Raw genomic sequence first — 18,487 nt, forward strand, 5'->3', positions numbered from 1 at the left:
CGAAGCCGACATTTATTTCTCAATAGCCCTCCCCAAGGCATTCAGGGTATCATCTAGACCCACCTCGACAGGCTTTCTGAAGATCGGAATGTTCGCAGCCCTTCCTACTCCGACAGTCGCACCGCCGATGATTCCACCACCCACTCCGTTGAGCGTAAAAGAGCTCCAACTCCACCGACTCTTCGTAAGCAGAGTGGAGGCCGTATAGGTGGCGAGCGCCCCCGCGACACCCAAGGCTACTCCGCATACGATGCTTGCCGCACACACCCCCGAGGCTATAACGAATACACCTCCTGCGGCTATTGAAGCGATTTCTCGCCAGTGGTTAGAAAATTCTTTGCTGACCGAATGAACTATCGACGAGAAAAAGGAGCGGTGAGGCTTCGGTGAGGGGCGGTTATAGGAAGCAGCAGAATACCGTATGTGAACCGTGTGACTGGGACGGTGGTAGAGCCAGTTGTAGAACGCGCGAGTCTGTGTGCGGTAGTAGGACGAGCGGAGGTAGCTGTTGTAGGAGCGGCGTTCCTGCTGCTCATACACCCGGCCCTTGTGGGTGACGCGGCCGTGGCCGTCGGTGTAGCCGCGGACGTGATCGGAGTCCTCGCAGGCGTGGGCGTTGCCGCAGGCATGGCCTCCGAAGGGGTCGGCGTAGCTGTCTCCTGTGGGGTCGGATTGGTTGATGGGGTCGTTGCCGGCGTAGTCGTAGCCGGCGAGTTGGTTGGGGTCGTTGGCCTCCAGGACGGGGTCGGCGGACAGGAAGCGTCCGGTGTCCGGATCGTATTCGCGGTCGCCGAGGTTCTCCAGGCCCGTGGTGGCGTCGGGGGTGCCGCCGACGTAGCCCTTGTCGCCGGGCCAGGTGGCGGAGGCGTCTTGGCCGCGGGTTTGGCCGAAGGGCGTGTACTGGCGGCGGGTGACCGCGAAGGTCTGGTAGTCGATCGCCAGGAGGTCGGTGTTCTGGTGGTCGGGGATCAGGTACTGGACGTCGCCGTTGCTGGAGCGTTCGGCGATGGGCTGGTCGTCGCCGGACAGGGTGTAGTAGCGGGTGCCGGTGACGGTCTGGTTGGTGAGGTCTTCGACGATCTGCTCATCGCCCACGAAGAGGGTGGCCTGGCCGGGGTCGGTGCGCAGGGCGAGGTTGCCGTCGGCGTCGTAGAGGTAGCTGGTGGTGCCGCCGGTTGCGCTGTCGGAGAGGGAGGCGAGTTGGCCTTGGCTGTCCCAGGTCAGATTCTGGGTGCCGCTGCTGGTGGTGATGCCGGTGGTGTTGCCGGAGGCGTCGTAGGCGTAGGAGGCGGTGTGGGCGGCGGCGTTGGCGCCGGTGGCGGTGGTCTTGGTGAGGGTGTGGGCCTGGTCGCCGGCGGTTCCTTGGGTGGGGTAGGTGTAGGTGATGTTGGTGTCGTTGCTGGTGTTGCCCGAGGTGTCGTGGTCGGTTTCGGTCTTGCGGTCTCCGGCGGCGTCGTAGGTGAAGGACTGCCAGTAGGGGTCGGGTCCGCCCACGGATGCGCTGCTGCCTGCGGTGGGGGTGGCGGCGCAGTTGTCGGTGGCGCTCCAGGCGCCTGACAGGTGGGTGGCGTAGTCGTAGGCGAAGCACTGGGTGTCGGTGGTGGTGTTGCCGTTTTGCTGGTCGGTGATGGAGGTGATCAGGCCGGCGCCCTGGGAGACGCTGCTGTTGCTGTAGGCGTAGTGGGTGTGGTCGACGACGGTACTGGCGTTGACGTCGGTGACCTGGGAGTCGGTCACGTCCTGGGTCTGGGGGTCGTAGGTGAGGTTGAGGTCGACCCATCGGGCGCCGCCGCCGAGGGTGTACTGCAGGGGGTGGCCGTAGTCGTCGTAGCCGACGGCGGTCAGGTAGGACCAGCCGCCGGAGGCGCCGCCGCTGGTGGTGGAGACCGGGTCGCCGTAGGTGTCGTAGCCGTAGTCGATGTTCTCCGCGGGCAGGCCGGCGGCGGCGTAGTCGCCCAGGGTCCGCAGCTTGGCGGTGATGGTGTAGTCGTAGGAGGTGGTGTAGCCGCCGGACGGCTCCAGGGCGGCCTCGTTGGAGGGCAGGTTGGCGAGCGTCTCGCGGACGGCTTCGGTCTTGCTGTAGCCGTTGTAGCCCAGGATCTGGCTGGTGACCGAGGGGCTGGTGGTGCCCTTCTGGTAGGAGGTGGAGGCGGTCGGGTAGCCCTTTTTGAGGGTGTCGTAGGTCCAGGCGCCGACTTGGTTGCCGGCCGAGGCGGTGGCGCCGCCGGTGGTGTCGTAGCTGGCGGTCTTGCGGCCGTCGGTGTCGTAGCTGTAGGTGATCTGCTTGCCGCGGGCGTCGGTTGCGGTGATCAGCTGCCCGGCGTTGTCGTAGCTGGAGGTGGTGGTGCCGGTGTCCGGGTCGTCGGCCTTGATCTGACGGCCCAGCAGGTCGTACGTCCAGGACCAGGTGTTGCCGGCGGCGTCGGTCTCGCCGGCCTTCTGGTCGGTGGGGGTGTAGGTGTAGGTGGTGGCCGAGTAGTCGGCGGGGGCGGCGGTGTCGGGGTCGGCCTTGGTGGGGTCGTGGTATTGCCACTGGGCGGTCTGGTTGCCGCGCACGTCGGTGAAGACGCTTTCGGCGGTGGCGCCCTTGGGCGGGACGGTGGTGGTGACGTTGCCGCCGTAGCTGCTGGTGGTGCGCCAGGTTTCGCTGCCCAGCTTGTAGGCGATCTCGGCGGTCTGGCGTCCGGCGCCGTCATAGAGGTAGCCGGTCTCGGAGGGGATGTCGCCGTCCTGGGCCTGGACCAGGGTGCCGTCGGGGGCGCCGGTGGTGTAGTACTGGTCGCTTTCCTTGGCCTTCAGCCCGTCGGTGTTGTAGACGGTGTCGGTGACATCGCGTCCGCCGTCCTCGGTGCCTTCCTGGCTCTCCCGCTCGCGCAGCAGCGCGTCGTAGAGGGTGGTGGTGGTGCGGTAGGAGCCGTCGTCGTTGAGGGTGCTGCTGGTGACGACGGAGGGGGCGGTGGCGGAGAGGGTGTAGCTGTAGGTGTCGGAGGCGGTGGTGATGCCGGGCAGGTAGACGGCGGTCAGCCGGCCGAGGGCGTCGTACTGCTGCTTGGTGATGTAGCCGGCCGGGTCGGTCTTTTGCCGCGGCTGGTCGGTGAGCGGGTCGTAGGTCGTGGTGGTGGTCAGCGACTTGGGGTCGGTGACGGCGATCGAGGTCGGTTCGGCGCCGGTGGCGGGGGTGTAGGCGGTCTTGGTGGTGCGGTTGTCGCCGTCGGTGGCCGTCAGCGGCCGGCCGTACTCGTCGACGGTGGTGGTGGAGGTGGTGGTGTAGGTGGGGGTGGAGCCGGAGTAGGACGAGGCGTCCTGGACCAGGGTGGCGTCGCCGGTGGTGGGGGCGGTGCCGAAGGTGGTGGCGCCGTCGTAGAAGGTGCGCTCGTCCTTGACCGCATCCCCGGGGTAGCTGGGTGTGGTGGAGCAGTTGACGGCCACCGTGGCGGTGTCGTCGACGGCGTCCATGATCCAGCTGCTGGTGTTGTCGGCGTAGCTGGTGGTGGTGCAGCGGTCGTCGTCGGCGGTGGTCACATCGCCCAGGTCGTTGGTCTGGGTGACCCGGCCGTAGGCGTCGTGGCCGTAGTCGGTCTCGGCCTCCTGCGTGGCTCCGGTCGACAGCGGGGTGTAGATGCGTTCCTTGGCCGTTCCGGTGTGGTAGGCGTGCTGGTCGGGCAGGCCGGAGACGGCGTGGGTGGCGGTTGCGGCCGAGCTCCAGGGGTCGGTGATGGTGTCGGTCACCGCGTTGCCGCTGCTGGCGCCGTTGTACTTGATCTCTTCGTAGGTCTGGCCGGCGTACTGGTCGGCGTCGGTGACGGCCGGGTCGCCGCGGGAGTCGGAGACGCTGGCGCTGCGGGTGCCGGAACTCGGGAGGGTGTCGCCGTCCATGCCGCGGAAGTAGGTGTAGTCGGTCTCGGTGACCGGGTCCGGGGCGGTGCCCTCGGTGACCTTCATCCCGCTGTAGCCGCGGTACTCGTTCCAGGTGCGCTGGCCCGCCGGGGTGAGCGGGTTGTCGTCGTAGTGCCAGGCGGGGTCGCCGATGGGGGTGTAGTGGGTGGTGATGGTGTCGTTGACGCCGCCGCCGGTGGGGTCCTGCTGGGTGACGCCGGTGACGATGTACTTGTTGAACCAGTCCTCGGTGGGTGCGGTCTGCCCGTCCGGGGTCCAGTAGGAGGGGTAGCACAGGGTGGTGTTCTTGCTGGCGTCGCTCGGCGTGCTGCTGGCGGTGCAGCCGGGTGCCGAGTAGGCGACGTCCACGATCGCGCCGGTCTCGGTGGTGATGGTCGTCAACCGGTGGCGGGTGATGGGCGGGTAGCCGTCGGTGGTGTCGACCCGGTTCGACATCGGCGTGCCGGTCAAGGTGATCGGCGGCATGGCGATTGAGGAGGAGGAGCCGCCGGCGGAGGTGTCCTGGCCGGTGCGGGTGATGGTCGACAGCCACAGCGCCGGGGTGGTGGCATCGCCGGTGGTCGGGAAGCTGTGGGTGAAGGCGAAGGCGTCGACGTCGGTCTCGGTGCTGCCGACCAGTGCCTGGGTCTGAATCCCGGTCAGCTCGTACTCGCTCCAGAAGGTGGGCGAGTTGATCGAGCAGGAGGCGCCGCTGGCGCAGTTGAGGTCGTAGGGGACGTCCGGCCAGTCCTTGGCTGTGGCGGTGGTGAGGGTGGAGGTGTCGCAGCCGGTGCTGGAGGTGTCGCAGCGGCCGTTGTAGGTGAAGGAGACCTGGGCTGCGGGCGAGGTGGAGTAGACCGAGCCGTCCCGCTGCCCGTACATGATCTTCTTCAGGTAGCCGCCGCGGGTGTAGCTGGTGTCGGCGGTGGAGCCGAGGTCGCGGGCGTAGTAGTTGGTCTCGGTGCCGTAGAAGTAGGAGATCGTGTCCTTGTGGGTGTCCACGACGTAGTCGAGGTTCCACCGGTAGGCCTGCTGGCACCAGGAGTCGGCGAAGGTGGCGTTGTAGCAGGGCTGGCTGGAGTCGGTGGCGTAGACCGGCTCGGTCCACACCGAGTTCGTGGCGTCGTCGCCGGAGGCGTAGCCGGGCAGCTGGTTCTGGCCGAAGTAGTACTGGGTGCCGTTGTCGGTGGTCACGACCCAGTACTCGCCGCTGTGCGCGCCGTTGGGGGCGCCGGTCTTGTAGTCGATCCGCTCGTTCTCGTCGTCCACGGCGTGCCAGGTGCCGGTGGAATCGTCCTTGACCAGGGTGCTGGAGTGGTCGCCGAGGTAGAGGGTGACCTGGTTGTTGTCCGACCAGCAGTTGTCGTAGGTCTTGGTGGTGCCTGCGGCGTTTTGGTGGCAGGAGGAGTAGGAGCGTTCGACGAAGCCGGGGGTGTAGGAGAAGCCGTCGCCGATCGCCGAGGCCTGGTTGTTGGTGGAGGAGGTCAGGCCGTCCTGGGCCTGGGAGTTGTAGTCCAGGTCGATCTTCGGGGCCAGCCCGCCGGGGACGGTCGGGGTGTCGATCGGGTAGTTCCAGGTGAAGGCGTCGGCGGAGCCGCCGGCCTGCCAGGATTCGGAGGGCTTGAGGGAGGTGGCGGTGTAGTCGCCGCCCCCGCCGCCGGCCGAGGAGGTCGCCGCGAGCACCAGCGTGGAGTCGGCCGCAAGGCCCAGGGCGCTGCGGGGCGCCGATCCGGTCAGGGCGGGCGCCGGCTGACCGGTCGCCGTCCCCTGCAGGGTCGTAGTGGTGCTGAGGGCGTGGGCGGCGGCGTCCAGGTGGGTGGCGAGCGGGGTCTGGCGGCGGCAGGCGGCCTGGTGAGGGGTGGTCAGGGCGCAGGCGGGGAGGGCGACCAGGTGGAGGCGGGTGGCCCAGTCGCCTCCGTAGGCGTCGGCGAAGGGGGTGTAGTCCAGCTTCACCCCGAGCCGGCTGCTGCTGGTGGCGGCCGAGGGGGTGAGGGAGATCAGGACGCCGTTGACGCCTGCGGCCTTCGCGGCCGAGCGGGAGCCGACCGCAACCCGCGCCGACCGCACGCCGGCGCTGCCCCTGGCGGGGGCGAGCCAGACCGGAAGGCGGCCGGCCCGCTGCGGGGCAGGTGCCGTGCGGGGTGAGGCGGGCGCGGTCACTGCGACCTCGGCGGTGCCGGCGGGCCAGGTGGGCGTGTTCGAGTGGTATTGCGGCATCGCCTTGGGCTTGCGGTAGTGCGAGGCGACGGCGTGCACGGGGATCGCCTTGGTCTTCTTGTAGCCGGGCTGGTGGTGGCCGGTGGCCGCCTGCGCCCCCTGACTCCCCGGCATCCAGCCGGTGAGCAGGACGAACAGGACGGCAAAGACCGTCATCACGTCCCACGCAGCTCTTCGCGGCCGGATGCGTGCACGACCGCGCGGCGAGACGTGCATGGTTCCCGAGCCGTTCCCTGCAGACACAGCGCCCCCACTCAACAGTGCGATCGATGTTCGAACACACGAGCCGAGCGGAAACTACAGCCACCGCACGATCACTGACCCCGCGTGAAGAAGTTTCGTGGGGAAACCTTTGCATGGTCGGTCAAACCTTTACACAGGCACATGAGTGGAAATCCAACCCAACAGGGCGGAATTCTCACCTCCGTCACCACTTTCCCCCTGGTGTTCGACTGCATCAGGCTCTTACCGTCGTCGCCGACCGGATGCACCGGCCAGTCCACGAGGGGGGCACCATCCGATGAACCGGCGTGCGCGCATGGGCGCGAGAGCCGCAACGACTGCGATCACCGGCGTCATCGCCGTGCTCATCGCCCTGCTCGCGCCGGCAACCGCCGCCCGGGCTGCGGTCGGTGACCCGCCCTCGGGCACCCAGGCCCACTACTCCACCGGCGCCGCCGAAGCCGGCGCATCCGGCTCAAGCGCCAGTCCCTCTGCGAAGGCCAGCGCCGCGGCGCTGGCGAACGGCTACGGCCCGACGGCCGCTCAGCAGGCCGCGATGGACAAGGCGTTGGCCACCGCCCGCGCCACCGGGAAGGCGACCGCGGTTGCCGACCTGACCAGCCCGGTCCAGCAGGTTCTCGCCCAGCCCGGCGGGGGCTTTGAGTTGAGGGCCAACCCCGAGCCGGTCCGCACCAAGCAGCACGGATCGTGGAAGCCGGTCGACACCCGCCTGCACCGCACGGCCGACGGCAGCTGGGCGCCGGCCGCCACCGCCTACGGCACGGTCCGCTTCTCCCCCGGCGGCACCGGTCCGCTGGTCACCACCCGCTACGGGACGACCGGCATGGCCATCGGCTGGCCGACGAAGCTTCCCAAGCCGACGGTTTCCGGAGCCCGGCTGACCTACACGGCGGTGCTGCCGGGGGTGAACCTGGTCGTCGCCGCCACCGCCTCCGGCGGATTCACCGACACCCTCGTGGTCACCTCGGCCAAGGCCGCCCACGACCCGGGCCTGGCACACCTCCGGCTGGCGACCACGGTCTCCGGCGGCACGCAGGTCGCGAGCCGCGGCGGCAGCCTCGCCGTCCTGGACCACCGGGGACGGGAGATCATGGACGCGCCCACGCCGATGATGTGGGACTCCAACACCACCCTGCCCACCCCCGCCAAGAAGGCCTCCGCCGCGAAGGTGGCCGCCGACCCCTCCGATGCGGGCCACCCCGGCCTCGCGGCCCATCTGGCCCCTGTCGCCGCGAAGGTGACGGCCCATACCCTCACGCTCGTCCCGAACGCGAAGCTGCTGGCCGCCTCCTCGACCCGGTTCCCGCTGTATGTGGACCCCACGTTCAACTGGCATCCCTACGACCCGTCCGCGCCCGCGTTCGACGAGGTCAAGCAGGGCTGCCCCGGCAACTCCTTCTACAACAGCACCAGCGACTTGGCCGACGGCGGACGGCTCGGGGTGGGCTACAACGGCTGGCCGGAGGGCTACTGCTACACCGGCCGGGAGCACGCGGTCTACCAGTGGAACCTGTCCTCCACCCTCTACGGCGCGCACATCAACAGCGCCACCGTGGAGGCCAGCGAGGTCTACACCGCCGGCTGCTCCGGCAGCCACACCGTCAACCTGCACTGGTCCGGGGGCCTGCACTCCAACACCGACTGGAGCAACCGGCCCGGCTACCTCAGCTACTCCACCTCCGCCTCCTACGGCCCCTCCTACAACCCCACCTACTGCTCGGGCAACGGCACGGTCAGCCACGGGCTGAGCGTGACCAGCCCGATCGCCCACAACGCCGCCGAGAACGCCTCCACGTTCACCGCCACCCTCTCGGAGGACTCCCTGGAGTCCAGCCACGACGACTCCGGCTTCGCCCGCTTTGCCGACAACCCCGCGTTGGAGGTGTTCTACAACCACACCCCCAACGCCCCCACCTCCTCGACGATGGCGGCGGTCTCGGGAGCGGACAACGCCGCCTGCGTGACCTCCGGCGACTACCCGTTCATGGGCAAGACCCTCGCCAGCACCCCGCCGGTGCTCAAAGCCAAGGTCAGCGACAAGGACGGCGACAAGCTGCAGGCCACCTTCCAGTACTGGATCGACGGCACCACCACGATGCACACCGGCACCAGCGGCGACAACCTGGCCAGCGGCTCGTACGCCACCTACTCCCTGCCCGCCAGCTTCGTCTCCTCCCTGACCAACGGTCAGACCGTGGACTGGAACCTCGAGATCACCGACGGGCAGGCCACCACCTCCTACGGCCAGTCCCCCACCTGCCACTTCACCGCCGAACCCACCGCCCCCGACGCCCCGGTCGTCAGCTCCTACGACAGCAAGTACCCGGACGCGGACAACGGAGGCGCCGTGGGGGCCGCGGCCGGCACCGAGGGCTACTTCGCGGCCCAGTCCAGCGGCACCACCCGCGTGCAGGAGTTCGTCTTCTCCCTCGACGTCCCCCCGCCCACCACCAACCCGCCCAACGCCGACGTCACCCTCGCCAGCGGCAACGCCGGAGCCATGTACGAGACCCCGCCGTCGCCTGGGCCACACACCGTCTGGGTCTACGCGGTGGACGACGCCGGGGATATCTCCGGCACCAGCGCCTACCGGTTCGTCGCCGCCGGCGACGCAAGCACGACCTGCTCGAGCCTGGCGAGCTGCTACGACAACACCGGTATCAGCCCCGATTCCGATCCCAGCAAGGCCGACCTGGACGGCAGCGGCGACAGCTTCTCCGCCACCGACCTGGCAGGCGCCGGCTGGGCAAGCGGCGGCAAGGCGACCATCAACGGCACCACCTTCACCCTGCCGGCCTTCGGCTCCGGCCAGGCCGACAACGTTCTGGCCCACAACCAGACCGTCAACTTCACCGGGTCCGGCTCGGCCCTGACCTTCCTGGCCACCTCCACCTGGTCCAACCTCAGCACCACGCCCGGCGCCATCGACGGCGACTACACCGCCCCCTATGTGCCCGCAGGCACCTGGGTGGCCAGCTCCTACTGCTTCTCCGGACCGGACGCCAATGCCTACTGCCCCTCCACAGGCGTCATCACCTATACCGACGGCAGCACCGCGCCGTACTACTTGACCGTCCCGGGCTGGACCGTGCCCGAGCAGTCGCTGGCCGCCCTCACCCTCCCGCACCGCAACAACACCAGCGGGCAGGAAACCAAACCGCACATGCTCTACGCCTTCTCGGTGCCCATCGACTCCTCCAAGACCATCGCCTCGGTGACGCTGCCGGACGTCGGCAACAGCACCTCGGCCGAATCGCAGGCGCTGCACATCTTCTCCATGGGCACCCGCAACACCACCACCGCCACCCCCAAGGCCGACGGCTCCTCGGCCGCCACCGCCAGCGGCACCAGCTGGACCGGCAGCTGGGCCGATCCCACCGAGGGCAGCTTCAACTTCCAGGGCAGCAACTTCTCCAACCAGACCTTCCGCATCGCCCTCAAGCCGACGCTGTCGGGGACGACGATGCGCGTCAAGCTCGACAACGCCCTGGCCACCAGCAAACTGAGCATCGGCCACGCCACCGTGGCCACCGATGTGATGAACGAAAGCCAAGGCACCCCCACCGACCAACCCACCGCCACCCCCACCGGGCTCACGTTCGGCGGCAGCAGTGCGGTGACCATCCCCGCCGGCGGATCGGTCTACAGCGACCCGATCTCCTTCCCCGTCACCGCCAACCGTTACCTGCTGCTCTCCTACCAACTGGCCAGCTCCACCCCCTACCTGGTGGAGCACACCTACGCCGACAGCGCCTACGAATACGTCAGCGCCGCCGGATCCGGGGACAAGACCACCGACACCACCGGCACCCCCTTCACCGGCAGCGGCACCTACCAGGGCTGGTACACCAACCTTTTGACCGGCCTGGACGTCACCAGCGCCGGCACCCCCACCCAGGCCGTCCTCGGCGACGGACTCATCGACCCCGCCCAGCCCAATTCCAAGGCCGTGTTGTGGGGCCACCGCATCCCTGAAGCCCTGGCCGCCGCCGAACCCACCACCCCCCACCCGTATGGCACCCTCGCCGAGGGCATCGAGGCCAACAACCTGGCCACCGACAACCCCCAGACTCTGAACGGCTCGGCCATCGGCGGCCCCTCCGCCCTGTCCCGGATCGACCGCGACATCCTGGACCAGCCCGGCATCTCCAGCGTCATCGTCAACGAGGGCCTGGAGGACCTGCTCGGCGGCGCCGACCCCGGCGCCCTGGACGGCAACGCCTACGCCGCCCTCAGCCAGCAGCTCAAGGGCTGGAACATCAGCGCCACCTACGCCTCGCTGACCCCCTGCCAGGGCTATGCCGGCGACGGCGCGTCGGCCAACGACCCCTGCAGCGCCGCCGTGGACGCCAACCGCCAAGACGTCAACGCCTTCCTCGCCGACGACAGCCTCGGCACCCCCTTCGACCCGGTCCCGTCCTACTTCGTCGACCTTGATTCCACCGTCGCCGTCACCGATGCCACCAGCGGTGCGGAGAAACTCCACACGAATGCGGACACCGGCGACCACGCCAACCTCACCGACCCCGCCTTCGGCGCCGAGACCAACCTGCTGCTCGCCCCGCACGACACCTGGAACCTCGACGACGGAGCCGGCTTCACCACCGCCACCGACACCGCCCCCCAAGGCACCCCCTACGGATCCGACGACGCCACCGTCGGCGCCAACCCGCTGACCCTGTCCGGCACCACCACCTGGACGAGCGATACCACCCGCGGCCAGACCCTGGCCTTCGACGGACAAACAGGCGCCGCCGAAAGCGCCGGCCCCGTCCTGGACACCACCCGCAGCTTCTCCCTCTCCGCCTGGGTCGACCCCGCCAGCCTGCCCACCCACAACGCCACCATCGCCAGCCAGGACGCCACCACCAACAGCGCCTTCGACCTGCAGTACAACTACGCCCAAAACGGCAGCCCCGAATGGGACTTCGCCCTCGCCCAGACCGACACCAGCAACGCCCAGTTCGCCAACGCCACCGCCACCGGCGTGACCGCCGGCACCTGGACCCACCTGGTCGCCACCTACAACGCCACCACCCAGACCGCCTACCTCTACGTCAACGGCACCCTTCAGGGCGTGGCCAACCAGGTCACCCCCTTCACCTCCGGCGGACCCTTCGCCCTCGGCCGCGGCCAGTACGACGCCAACCCCACCGACTACTTCCCCGGCCAGATCAGCGACGTCCAGACCTGGAACTACACCCTGGCCCCCACCCAGGTCCAAGCCCTCGACCAGCAGATCAACTAGCCCGCCCCCGGGGTGTCCGGCCGTCCCGCCACCGCGGCCCGGCCGGGCACCCCCGCCCCACCGACTCCCTGCATCCCGCTCCCCCGCATCATGGAGCGAACAGGCGTGCCCCCCGCTCAACCGGCCGCCGGTGACACGAAAGACCCAGGTCGCAGGCCACCGCGGTGGCCGCCTGCGGCCACCGACCGCAGGCGGCCAGCCGGAACCCGGCCCCCCACGCCGCCCGCGGCGCACCATGGACTCACCCGCGCGCGCCGCCTTGGCCGCACCCCGCCCGGGCCGCCGGCGGACATCCAGGTGCACCGGGCCGAGGACCGCCCACCGGCGCCGCCGGCTCCCGCGATCGGCCCCACCGCCGCACCGCACCACGCCACCACCACTGCGCCGATGAAACTGACCGCCCCGCCGTACCCAAATAGATGTCCTATGCAAGGATTTTGCTCGTGATACCCGCCCTCGCCGCCTCCGGCGCCGCCCTGCTGCTCGCCTTCCTCCTGCTCGGGCGCGCCGCCAACCGCCGCATCGGCACCGGCCGCTGGCCCTGGCAGGCCGCCCGCGGCATCCAGGCCATCGACCTGGCCGCCGCCCTGCTGTTCGCCGCGGCCGGCATCGACGGCCTGGCCCACCACCACCGCCCCGACCTCGGCTTCCTGGCCCTGGCCGCCCTCACCGCCTGGCTCGCCGACCGCTACGGCCGCTCCGCACGCGAGGCCATCGCCCTGGCCCAACTGCGCGCACACATGCACCGCCACACCCACCGCGGCGACTGGAGGCACTGACCCGCCGGCCGGCTCGCGGCGCACCGCACGCCCTCCAGCCCCCGCACCGGAACGCGCCGCCGCACCCCGCCCGAGCCTGGCACCAGGAGCCGTCCAGAGCCGGTTGCCCGGATCCGCCTCCCACAGGCAGGTACCGGCAGTACCATCGGTGCCATGGCGGACAAGGCAATGAACATCCCCTTCGATCCCGCAGAGCTGGAGCGCGTCAAGCGCGCCGCCCACGACAAGGGCGTCAGCGTGCGCGCCTTCATCCACGACGCCGCCCTCGGGGTGGCCGACCAGCTGCCCGAGCAGTTCGCCGCCGCAGGGCTGGCGGCGCTCGATTTCACCGGCGATGCCTTCGACCACCTCGCGCCCGAGGACCGCGCCGGCACCCCGCACCTGCGGGCCGCCGAGCAGCGCGCCGCCCAGGCGCTGGCGAAGGACCCGGGCGCCGCGGCGTGACCGCACACCTGGCCGACGTGCAGTGGCTGCTGCGGCTGGCCGAGACGCTGCCCGACGATCCGTCCGTCGACGAGCTCGGCGTGCTGTTCGGGGCGTGCGGACGCCATGCGGCGCACGCCATGGGGCAGGACGTGTACGCCTCGGACCACCTCAAGGCCGCGGCGCTGCTGCACGAGCTGGCCCGCGTCTGGTGCCTGGAGCATTCCAACCTGCGCTACGCCTGGGCCGCGGCCGCAGCCTTCCTCGCCGTCAACGGCCACCGTCTGGACTACCGGCCCGAGGAGGCGGTCCGCCTGGTGCAGCAGGCCCACGGCGGAACGCTCGGCGTCCGCCAGATCGCCCACACCCTGCGCACCTGGACCCGCACCACCTAGCCGTGCCCCGCAAAAAGCCGGACGGCACGGCCGGCACTACCGCATGGGCACCGAGGCTGACGTCGAGTCCTCACCCCCGCGGTCGCACAGCAACCCGGGCCCGGTCGCGGGGCCGGGCCGCCGGACCGGTCGATGCCGGTCGGCCATCAAACGGAGGCCTCGTGACGACCGAGCAACCGGCATCCCTGACCCGGGCCGAGGAGCAGCTGGTCTCCTACCTGCGCCAGACAGCCGACGCCCTCGGCCCGCCCGCGCGCGCCGTCGAGGAACGCTGGGTCTACACCAGCCAGTTCGACCTGCTGCTGCGCGAAGGCCGCCTGTTCACCCCCGCCCCGCTGCCCGACGGCACCGAGCAGCTGGACCCCGGCTGGTGCTTCACCAACGCCGCCCAGCTGGCCACCGACCACCCCGACCTGCAGCTGACCTACGCCGAGGGCTACGGCAGCGCCCCGATCGCCGCCGGCCAGGCCCTGCACACCCCGCACGCCTGGGCCGCCACCCCCGACGGATCCGCCCTGGACCCCACCTGGCCCCACGAGCCGGGCACCGCCTTCCTCGGCCTGCCCTTCGCCGACCCCGCCATGTGGCCCCACCCCCTCCTGGGTCGCAGCCTGCTGCAGGAACCGCCGTTCCTCCACCACCTGCTGCGCTCCGGCCTCCCCGACGGCCTGCTCGCCGACCTCGGCCGCCCCCTCCCCCGATGAACACGCCGCCGGGGCAACGGCGTTATCGAGACCACCGGGTACGCCCGCCGGCGCAGGCGGCCTGCACGGCGCGGGCGCGGAGCTGGACGGCGTGCGTGCGGGCCCTCACAAGGATGAACGCCCTGCCGCGGCGCCGGGATCCGTCGCCGGCACGGTGGCATTGCTCGGTGCCGGTGGGGCCGCCGTGCGGTTCGGGCCGTCTGCGGTCAAGCCGGATCCCGAAGACCGCTGGCCCCATCGGTCCGCGATGCAAGGATGGCCGGCATGGACGACGACGGGCAGCGCCGGCGGTTGCGCACAGGGTTCGACGAGACGGCGGAGGCGTACGAGCGGAGTCGGCCGGTGTGCCCGCCGCAGCTGTTCGACGACCTGATGGACGCGGGGAGCCTGTCCCCCGGCGACCGCGTCGTCGAGATCGGCTGCGGCACCGGGCAGGCGAGCGTCCCCATGGCGCAGCGCGGGCTGGCTGTCACCGCCGTCGAACTGGGCGCCGACCTGGCCGCCCTGGCACGGCGCCGACTGGCTCCCTTCTCTTCCGCCGCCGTGGTGACCTCCGCGTTCGAGGACTTCGAGCCCGCAGAGGCCGCTCCGTTCGCTGCGGTCGCCGCCTTCAACTGCCTGCACTGGATCGACCCCCACCTGCGCTACGCCAAACCCGCCGCCCTCCTGCCCCCCGGCGGCCTCCTGGCCGTCGGCACCTGCCACTGGGCGCGGCCGGCCGACGCCGACTCCTTCTGGTTCGAAGTCCCCGACGACTACCGGGCTGTTGGCGGCGAAGGGGGTCAGATGCTCACTCCCGAGGCGATCGGGCCCTGGCACCTGCCGCCCGAAGCCGAAGAGCACTTCTACGAAGTGGTCGCTGCGCGCTACCCCTTCGCCCGCACCTACCGGCCCGAGGACTACCTGGCCAACCTCGCCTCTCAGTCCGGCATCCGCAGCCTCGGCGCGGACCGCTCGGCCGAGCTGCTAGAGCGGGTGCACCACCGGCTGCAGGCGCGCGGCGGCCACCCGATCACGGCCACCTTCGTCGGCCAGCTCACCCTCGGACGGCGCAAAGCCGACCTGCGCCGCTGAACAGCCCCCGCGGAGGGAGGGGGCTTCCCGGGCCCCGGAGCCGGTGGAACGCCTCGTTCGCCTGAAGCGGCGTGACGGTTCCCCGCTGCCGGCGGTTGGACAGGCCGCGACGGAAAGGCAATTGCCGATCCGGGGCGGCCGCGGTCCCACTGGCGTGCAACCCCGGGTGGGACCGCAGCCGCCCCGGATCCGCCACGAACCGACCGCGGGAGCGGAGCGCCTCGTTCGCGTGGCATGGCGTGACGGTTCCGCACGGGCTGGAGTTGGAGATCACGGACGGGACGGGACTCCCCGTTCCGCGCGGACGCGGCCCCACGTTGTGCACCCCGGGGGCCGCGGCCGCGCCCCGCTCGGATGCCAGGCCGGGAGGCCGCCGCGACAGCCGCTACGGCCGCATCCTCTCAATCCGCACGTACCGGTGGAACGGCTGCTGGTCGATCAGGTCGGCATGGTGGACGTCGACTACGGCCGACTCGGGCCACGCGTCGTCGGGATGGTGGCGGGTGCCGGTGGCGTGCCGCACCTCGGCGAGCAACTGCTCGGCGCGCCGGACCGGTTCGCGGCAGCCGTCCAGGCTCAAACGCCTGCAGCCTCACGGCCATCCCGGCCGAGCTGCGGTCCCGAGTTGTCCGATCAGTGGGCTCGGCGTCCTCCTGATGCGTCTGCAGCCCAGCGAACAGAAGGACCGACTGGATCACGGCTGGTTGAAGATCCCAGACGGGCCGAGGCTCCCCGAAGGGCCGGCGGACTCGGTCGCCTCCCGCATAGATGACTTTTCGAGTATTCGTTACATTTCGCCTACCTCGCGCGTTGACCAAGGGTGCTGGAACCCCCATCAACCCCCACGGCAACACTCGGTCCGGACCGCCGTCCGCGAACCGCTCTGCCACGACCGCATCGCTCCAGGCCCTGGAACACGGCGATCCCCGCTGCGCTCGCTCTGGCACTCGGGCTATGGAATCTGGGCCGATGCGGCCCGTGGATGGACGAGAGCTACACCTATGCATCGATCCACCGCTCCTACCGCGAACTGTGGGGCATGCTGGGCACCGTCGACGCCGTCCACGGCGCCTACTACCTCGCAATGCGCACCCTCGCCCTGGCCACAGGGACACTCGGCGAGGTGGAGAGCACGATGCTGCTGATGCGCGCCGTGTCCGTCGCGGCCCTGGTCGCAGCCACCGCGGGAACGGCAGCCATCGGCAGCCGGCTCGGCAGTCGACGGATCGGCCTGGCGGCCGGCCTGGCGTATGCCGCCTCGCCCCTGGCGACCGGCTACGGGCAGGAAGCCCGCTCCTACGCCCTGGTCACCGCCGGCGCCGTAGTCGCGGTCCTGCTGCTGTGCCGTGCGGTGGAGCGGCCGCACAGCACCGGACGGTGGGGCGCGCTGGCCGCGGCGACCTGCGCGACGGTCACCCTCCACATCTTCTCGATCACGATCCTCGCGGTCATGGCCGCGGCGCTGGCCTCCTCCCGTGCAGGACGGCGTGTCTGGCGGCCCTGGCTCATCACGGCCGCGACGACCGTCGCCGTCGCCCTTCCGCTGATCCTCCTCAGCCAGGCCGAAGCGGCCCAGGTCGGCTGGATCCACCCGCCGTCCTGGGCGGACATCGCTCACCTGACTTCCGCCTTCGCCGGCGCCGGCCGTCCGGCTCTCATCTTCACCCTCGGGTGTGCGGCCGTGGGAACGACCCTGGCACCGCATCGGCGCCCAGGCGCGCTGTCTTTGCGAGCAGTGGCCCTCAACTGGTGCCTGCTGCCACCCGCGCTGCTGCTTGCGGCCTCCTGGCTGACGCCGGTCTACCAACTTCGGTACGTCCTGCTCGCGCTGCCCGGACTGGCTCTGCTGGTGGGCGCCGGAGCCGTCGGCGGGGCCGAGCGCATCCAAGCGGGACTCCAGCACCTACCCGGCGTCCGCCTGCCCTCGGCGCTTCCGCTGGCTGCAATCGGCGCCGCGATCGTGGCGCTGCACGTGCCCCAGCAGGCGGGCGTGCGGGTGCCCGATTACCGCGACGTCGACGTGCGCGCCGTCGCCGCGACCGTCGCACGGCAGGCGCAGCGCGGTGACGCTGCGCTGTTCATCTCCGACCGGATGCGGCTCGCCGAGCTGGACTACCCCCAGGCCTTCGCGCACCTTGCGGACGTCCAGCTCGCAGTGTCGCCGGCCCGATCCGACACACTCACCGGGTATTCACGGCCCATCTCCCGGCTCCAACCCGTGTGGCACCGCTATCGCCGGGTGCTGGTCATCGACATGGATCCCCGCTGGCGCAACCCGGCCGCCGACCGTCCGATCTACACAGCGCTCACAGCCAACGACTATGCGCAGCAGAGTGTCACACGCGTCCTCGGCGCTCACGTGCGGGTCTTCCACGCCTGTCGCTTCGCCGAGCGCACCAAGACCGCCGACTGCCATGACAGGGCAGGACGATAGGGGTCACCAACCAGGTCGAGCGAAATACCCATCCGTGGGCCAAGCTATGCGCTCCGGGCTGGCGGAGAGCAGTCGCACGTCCTGGATGTCCACAAGGCATGCCCAGTCCGAGCGCTTGGGCCTCAAGCGGCGGGCGGAATTGACTTCAATTCTTCTACTGCGCACGATAAGCGGATGTTCGACCTCGCGCTGGCCTCTCCCTCTCCTTTTTCCTCACCTGGTGCGGACGGTGCTCACTCCATCGCCCCAGAGCCTTCTTTCTTTGCAGTGCCGTGGGATGAGTCTTCAGCTCGGAGGTCGGCGATCTTGGCCCCACGTGCACGAGGCCAGCAGTGAGTACGCCACCGCTGTGGTTGGAACGGTCAGCGGCCACCCGGTACACCGTGGCGGCGGCCGTGGGGCTCGTGGTGGCCGTGCTGCCGACCATCGAGCTGGCGCGACAGCACGGCAGCGTCCTTGTGGTGGTGATCGGGGGCTTTTGCGCGGTCCTGGCAGGGCTCGTGCTGGGGATCCGGGTCTCCCGGGCGGCCGTCTACAGCACCGACGGGTCCGTGGTGATCAGGAATTACCTGTGGACCCGCCGCGTCCCGATCCGCGATGTCCTGGGCGTCGAGGCCGGGAGGTTGTACTGGTGTGGCCGCCGCGGCCGGCTGCGCCGATCCCGTATCACAGCGGTAAGTGTTCCCATCGGAAACCGGTACAGCTTCGCGAGCGACGGCCCCGGTGGAAGACGTGCCACGGACATGCAGCAACAGCTGCACTCATGGATCGACCAGGTCATTGGTGCGCAGATCAAGGGCCGGGCGAGGCGGGCAGCGCACCTGGATGACGCCGAGCTGGCCAGGGAGGCTCGAGTGGCCGCCGCGGGGGTGCACTGGGAACACCGCCGACGCCGGTTCGCACACAAGCCGCCGCGACCGCGCTGGGGCATCCTCACAACAGCGACCGAGTGCGAGGTCACGGCCCGCTCCGGGCAGCCGAAGAATGCACATTGAGTCCTTGTGTCGCTGGCAGATCGGTCCAGCTTCAGGGCGCGGTTCGCCATGTCGGGCGCCTTCGCGCGCCGAGTTTCGGGTGGTCGCCGCTCTCGGGCC

10 protein-coding genes are annotated in these 18,487 nt (G+C 70.3%); 8 read left to right on the forward strand and 2 right to left on the reverse strand.

All coding sequences use genetic code 11. The features are described 5' to 3' along the window. Window positions 1–12: 12 nt before the first annotated feature. Window positions 13–6,249, reverse strand: a complete 6,237-nt coding sequence (locus BIV57_RS26285; RefSeq protein ID WP_071654496.1) for an RHS repeat domain-containing protein — start codon at window positions 6,247–6,249, stop codon at window positions 13–15. Window positions 6,250–6,631: 382 nt separating this feature from the next. On the opposite strand from BIV57_RS26285, the gene BIV57_RS00150 reads away from it, so the two are divergent. The 6 genes from BIV57_RS00150 to BIV57_RS00175 all read left to right on the forward strand — a co-directional run bounded on the left by BIV57_RS00150 (window position 6,632) and on the right by BIV57_RS00175 (window position 14,959). After that, on the forward strand, window positions 6,632–11,584 hold the full coding sequence (locus tag BIV57_RS00150) for a LamG-like jellyroll fold domain-containing protein (protein ID WP_245797358.1): 4,953 nt from the start codon (window positions 6,632–6,634) through the stop codon (window positions 11,582–11,584). A gap of 443 nt (window positions 11,585–12,027) precedes the next feature. Next, window positions 12,028–12,363 (forward strand): hypothetical protein, encoded by a 336-nt coding sequence (locus tag BIV57_RS00155; RefSeq protein WP_071654497.1) that lies wholly within the window; start codon window positions 12,028–12,030, stop codon window positions 12,361–12,363. A gap of 153 nt (window positions 12,364–12,516) precedes the next feature. Next, window positions 12,517–12,807, forward strand: a complete 291-nt coding sequence (locus BIV57_RS00160; protein ID WP_139275326.1) for a hypothetical protein — start codon at window positions 12,517–12,519, stop codon at window positions 12,805–12,807. Next, window positions 12,804–13,181 carry a fic family toxin-antitoxin system, toxin component gene (locus BIV57_RS00165; RefSeq protein WP_071654499.1) on the forward strand — a complete coding sequence of 126 codons (378 nt, stop codon included), beginning with the start codon at window positions 12,804–12,806 and terminating at the stop codon, window positions 13,179–13,181. The genes BIV57_RS00160 and BIV57_RS00165 overlap by 4 nt, the downstream gene beginning before the upstream one ends. A gap of 161 nt (window positions 13,182–13,342) precedes the next feature. Then, window positions 13,343–13,885, forward strand: coding sequence for a hypothetical protein (locus BIV57_RS23720; RefSeq protein ID WP_071654500.1), 543 nt, complete (start codon window positions 13,343–13,345; stop codon window positions 13,883–13,885). A 264-nt stretch (window positions 13,886–14,149) separates the two neighbouring features. Continuing rightward, complete coding sequence (locus BIV57_RS00175; RefSeq protein ID WP_071654501.1) at window positions 14,150–14,959, forward strand: methyltransferase domain-containing protein; 810 nt, start codon at window positions 14,150–14,152, stop codon at window positions 14,957–14,959. A 385-nt stretch (window positions 14,960–15,344) separates the two neighbouring features. Here the strand turns inward: BIV57_RS00175 and BIV57_RS00180 are convergent, their stop codons facing one another. Beyond that, a complete protein-coding gene (locus BIV57_RS00180; protein ID WP_071654502.1) occupies window positions 15,345–15,539 on the reverse strand; it encodes a hypothetical protein in 195 nt (64 codons plus the stop codon). Between the two features lie 402 nt (window positions 15,540–15,941). Between BIV57_RS00180 and BIV57_RS00185 the strand changes: the two genes are divergently transcribed. After that, on the forward strand, window positions 15,942–17,393 hold the full coding sequence (locus tag BIV57_RS00185) for a hypothetical protein (RefSeq protein ID WP_071654503.1): 1,452 nt from the start codon (window positions 15,942–15,944) through the stop codon (window positions 17,391–17,393). Between the two features lie 383 nt (window positions 17,394–17,776). Then, window positions 17,777–18,388 (forward strand): hypothetical protein, encoded by a 612-nt coding sequence (locus BIV57_RS00190; RefSeq protein WP_139275327.1) that lies wholly within the window; start codon window positions 17,777–17,779, stop codon window positions 18,386–18,388. Window positions 18,389–18,487: the final 99 nt, after the last annotated feature.

Source organism: Mangrovactinospora gilvigrisea (assembly GCF_001879105.1).
GTDB lineage: Bacteria > Actinomycetota > Actinomycetes > Streptomycetales > Streptomycetaceae > Mangrovactinospora > Mangrovactinospora gilvigrisea.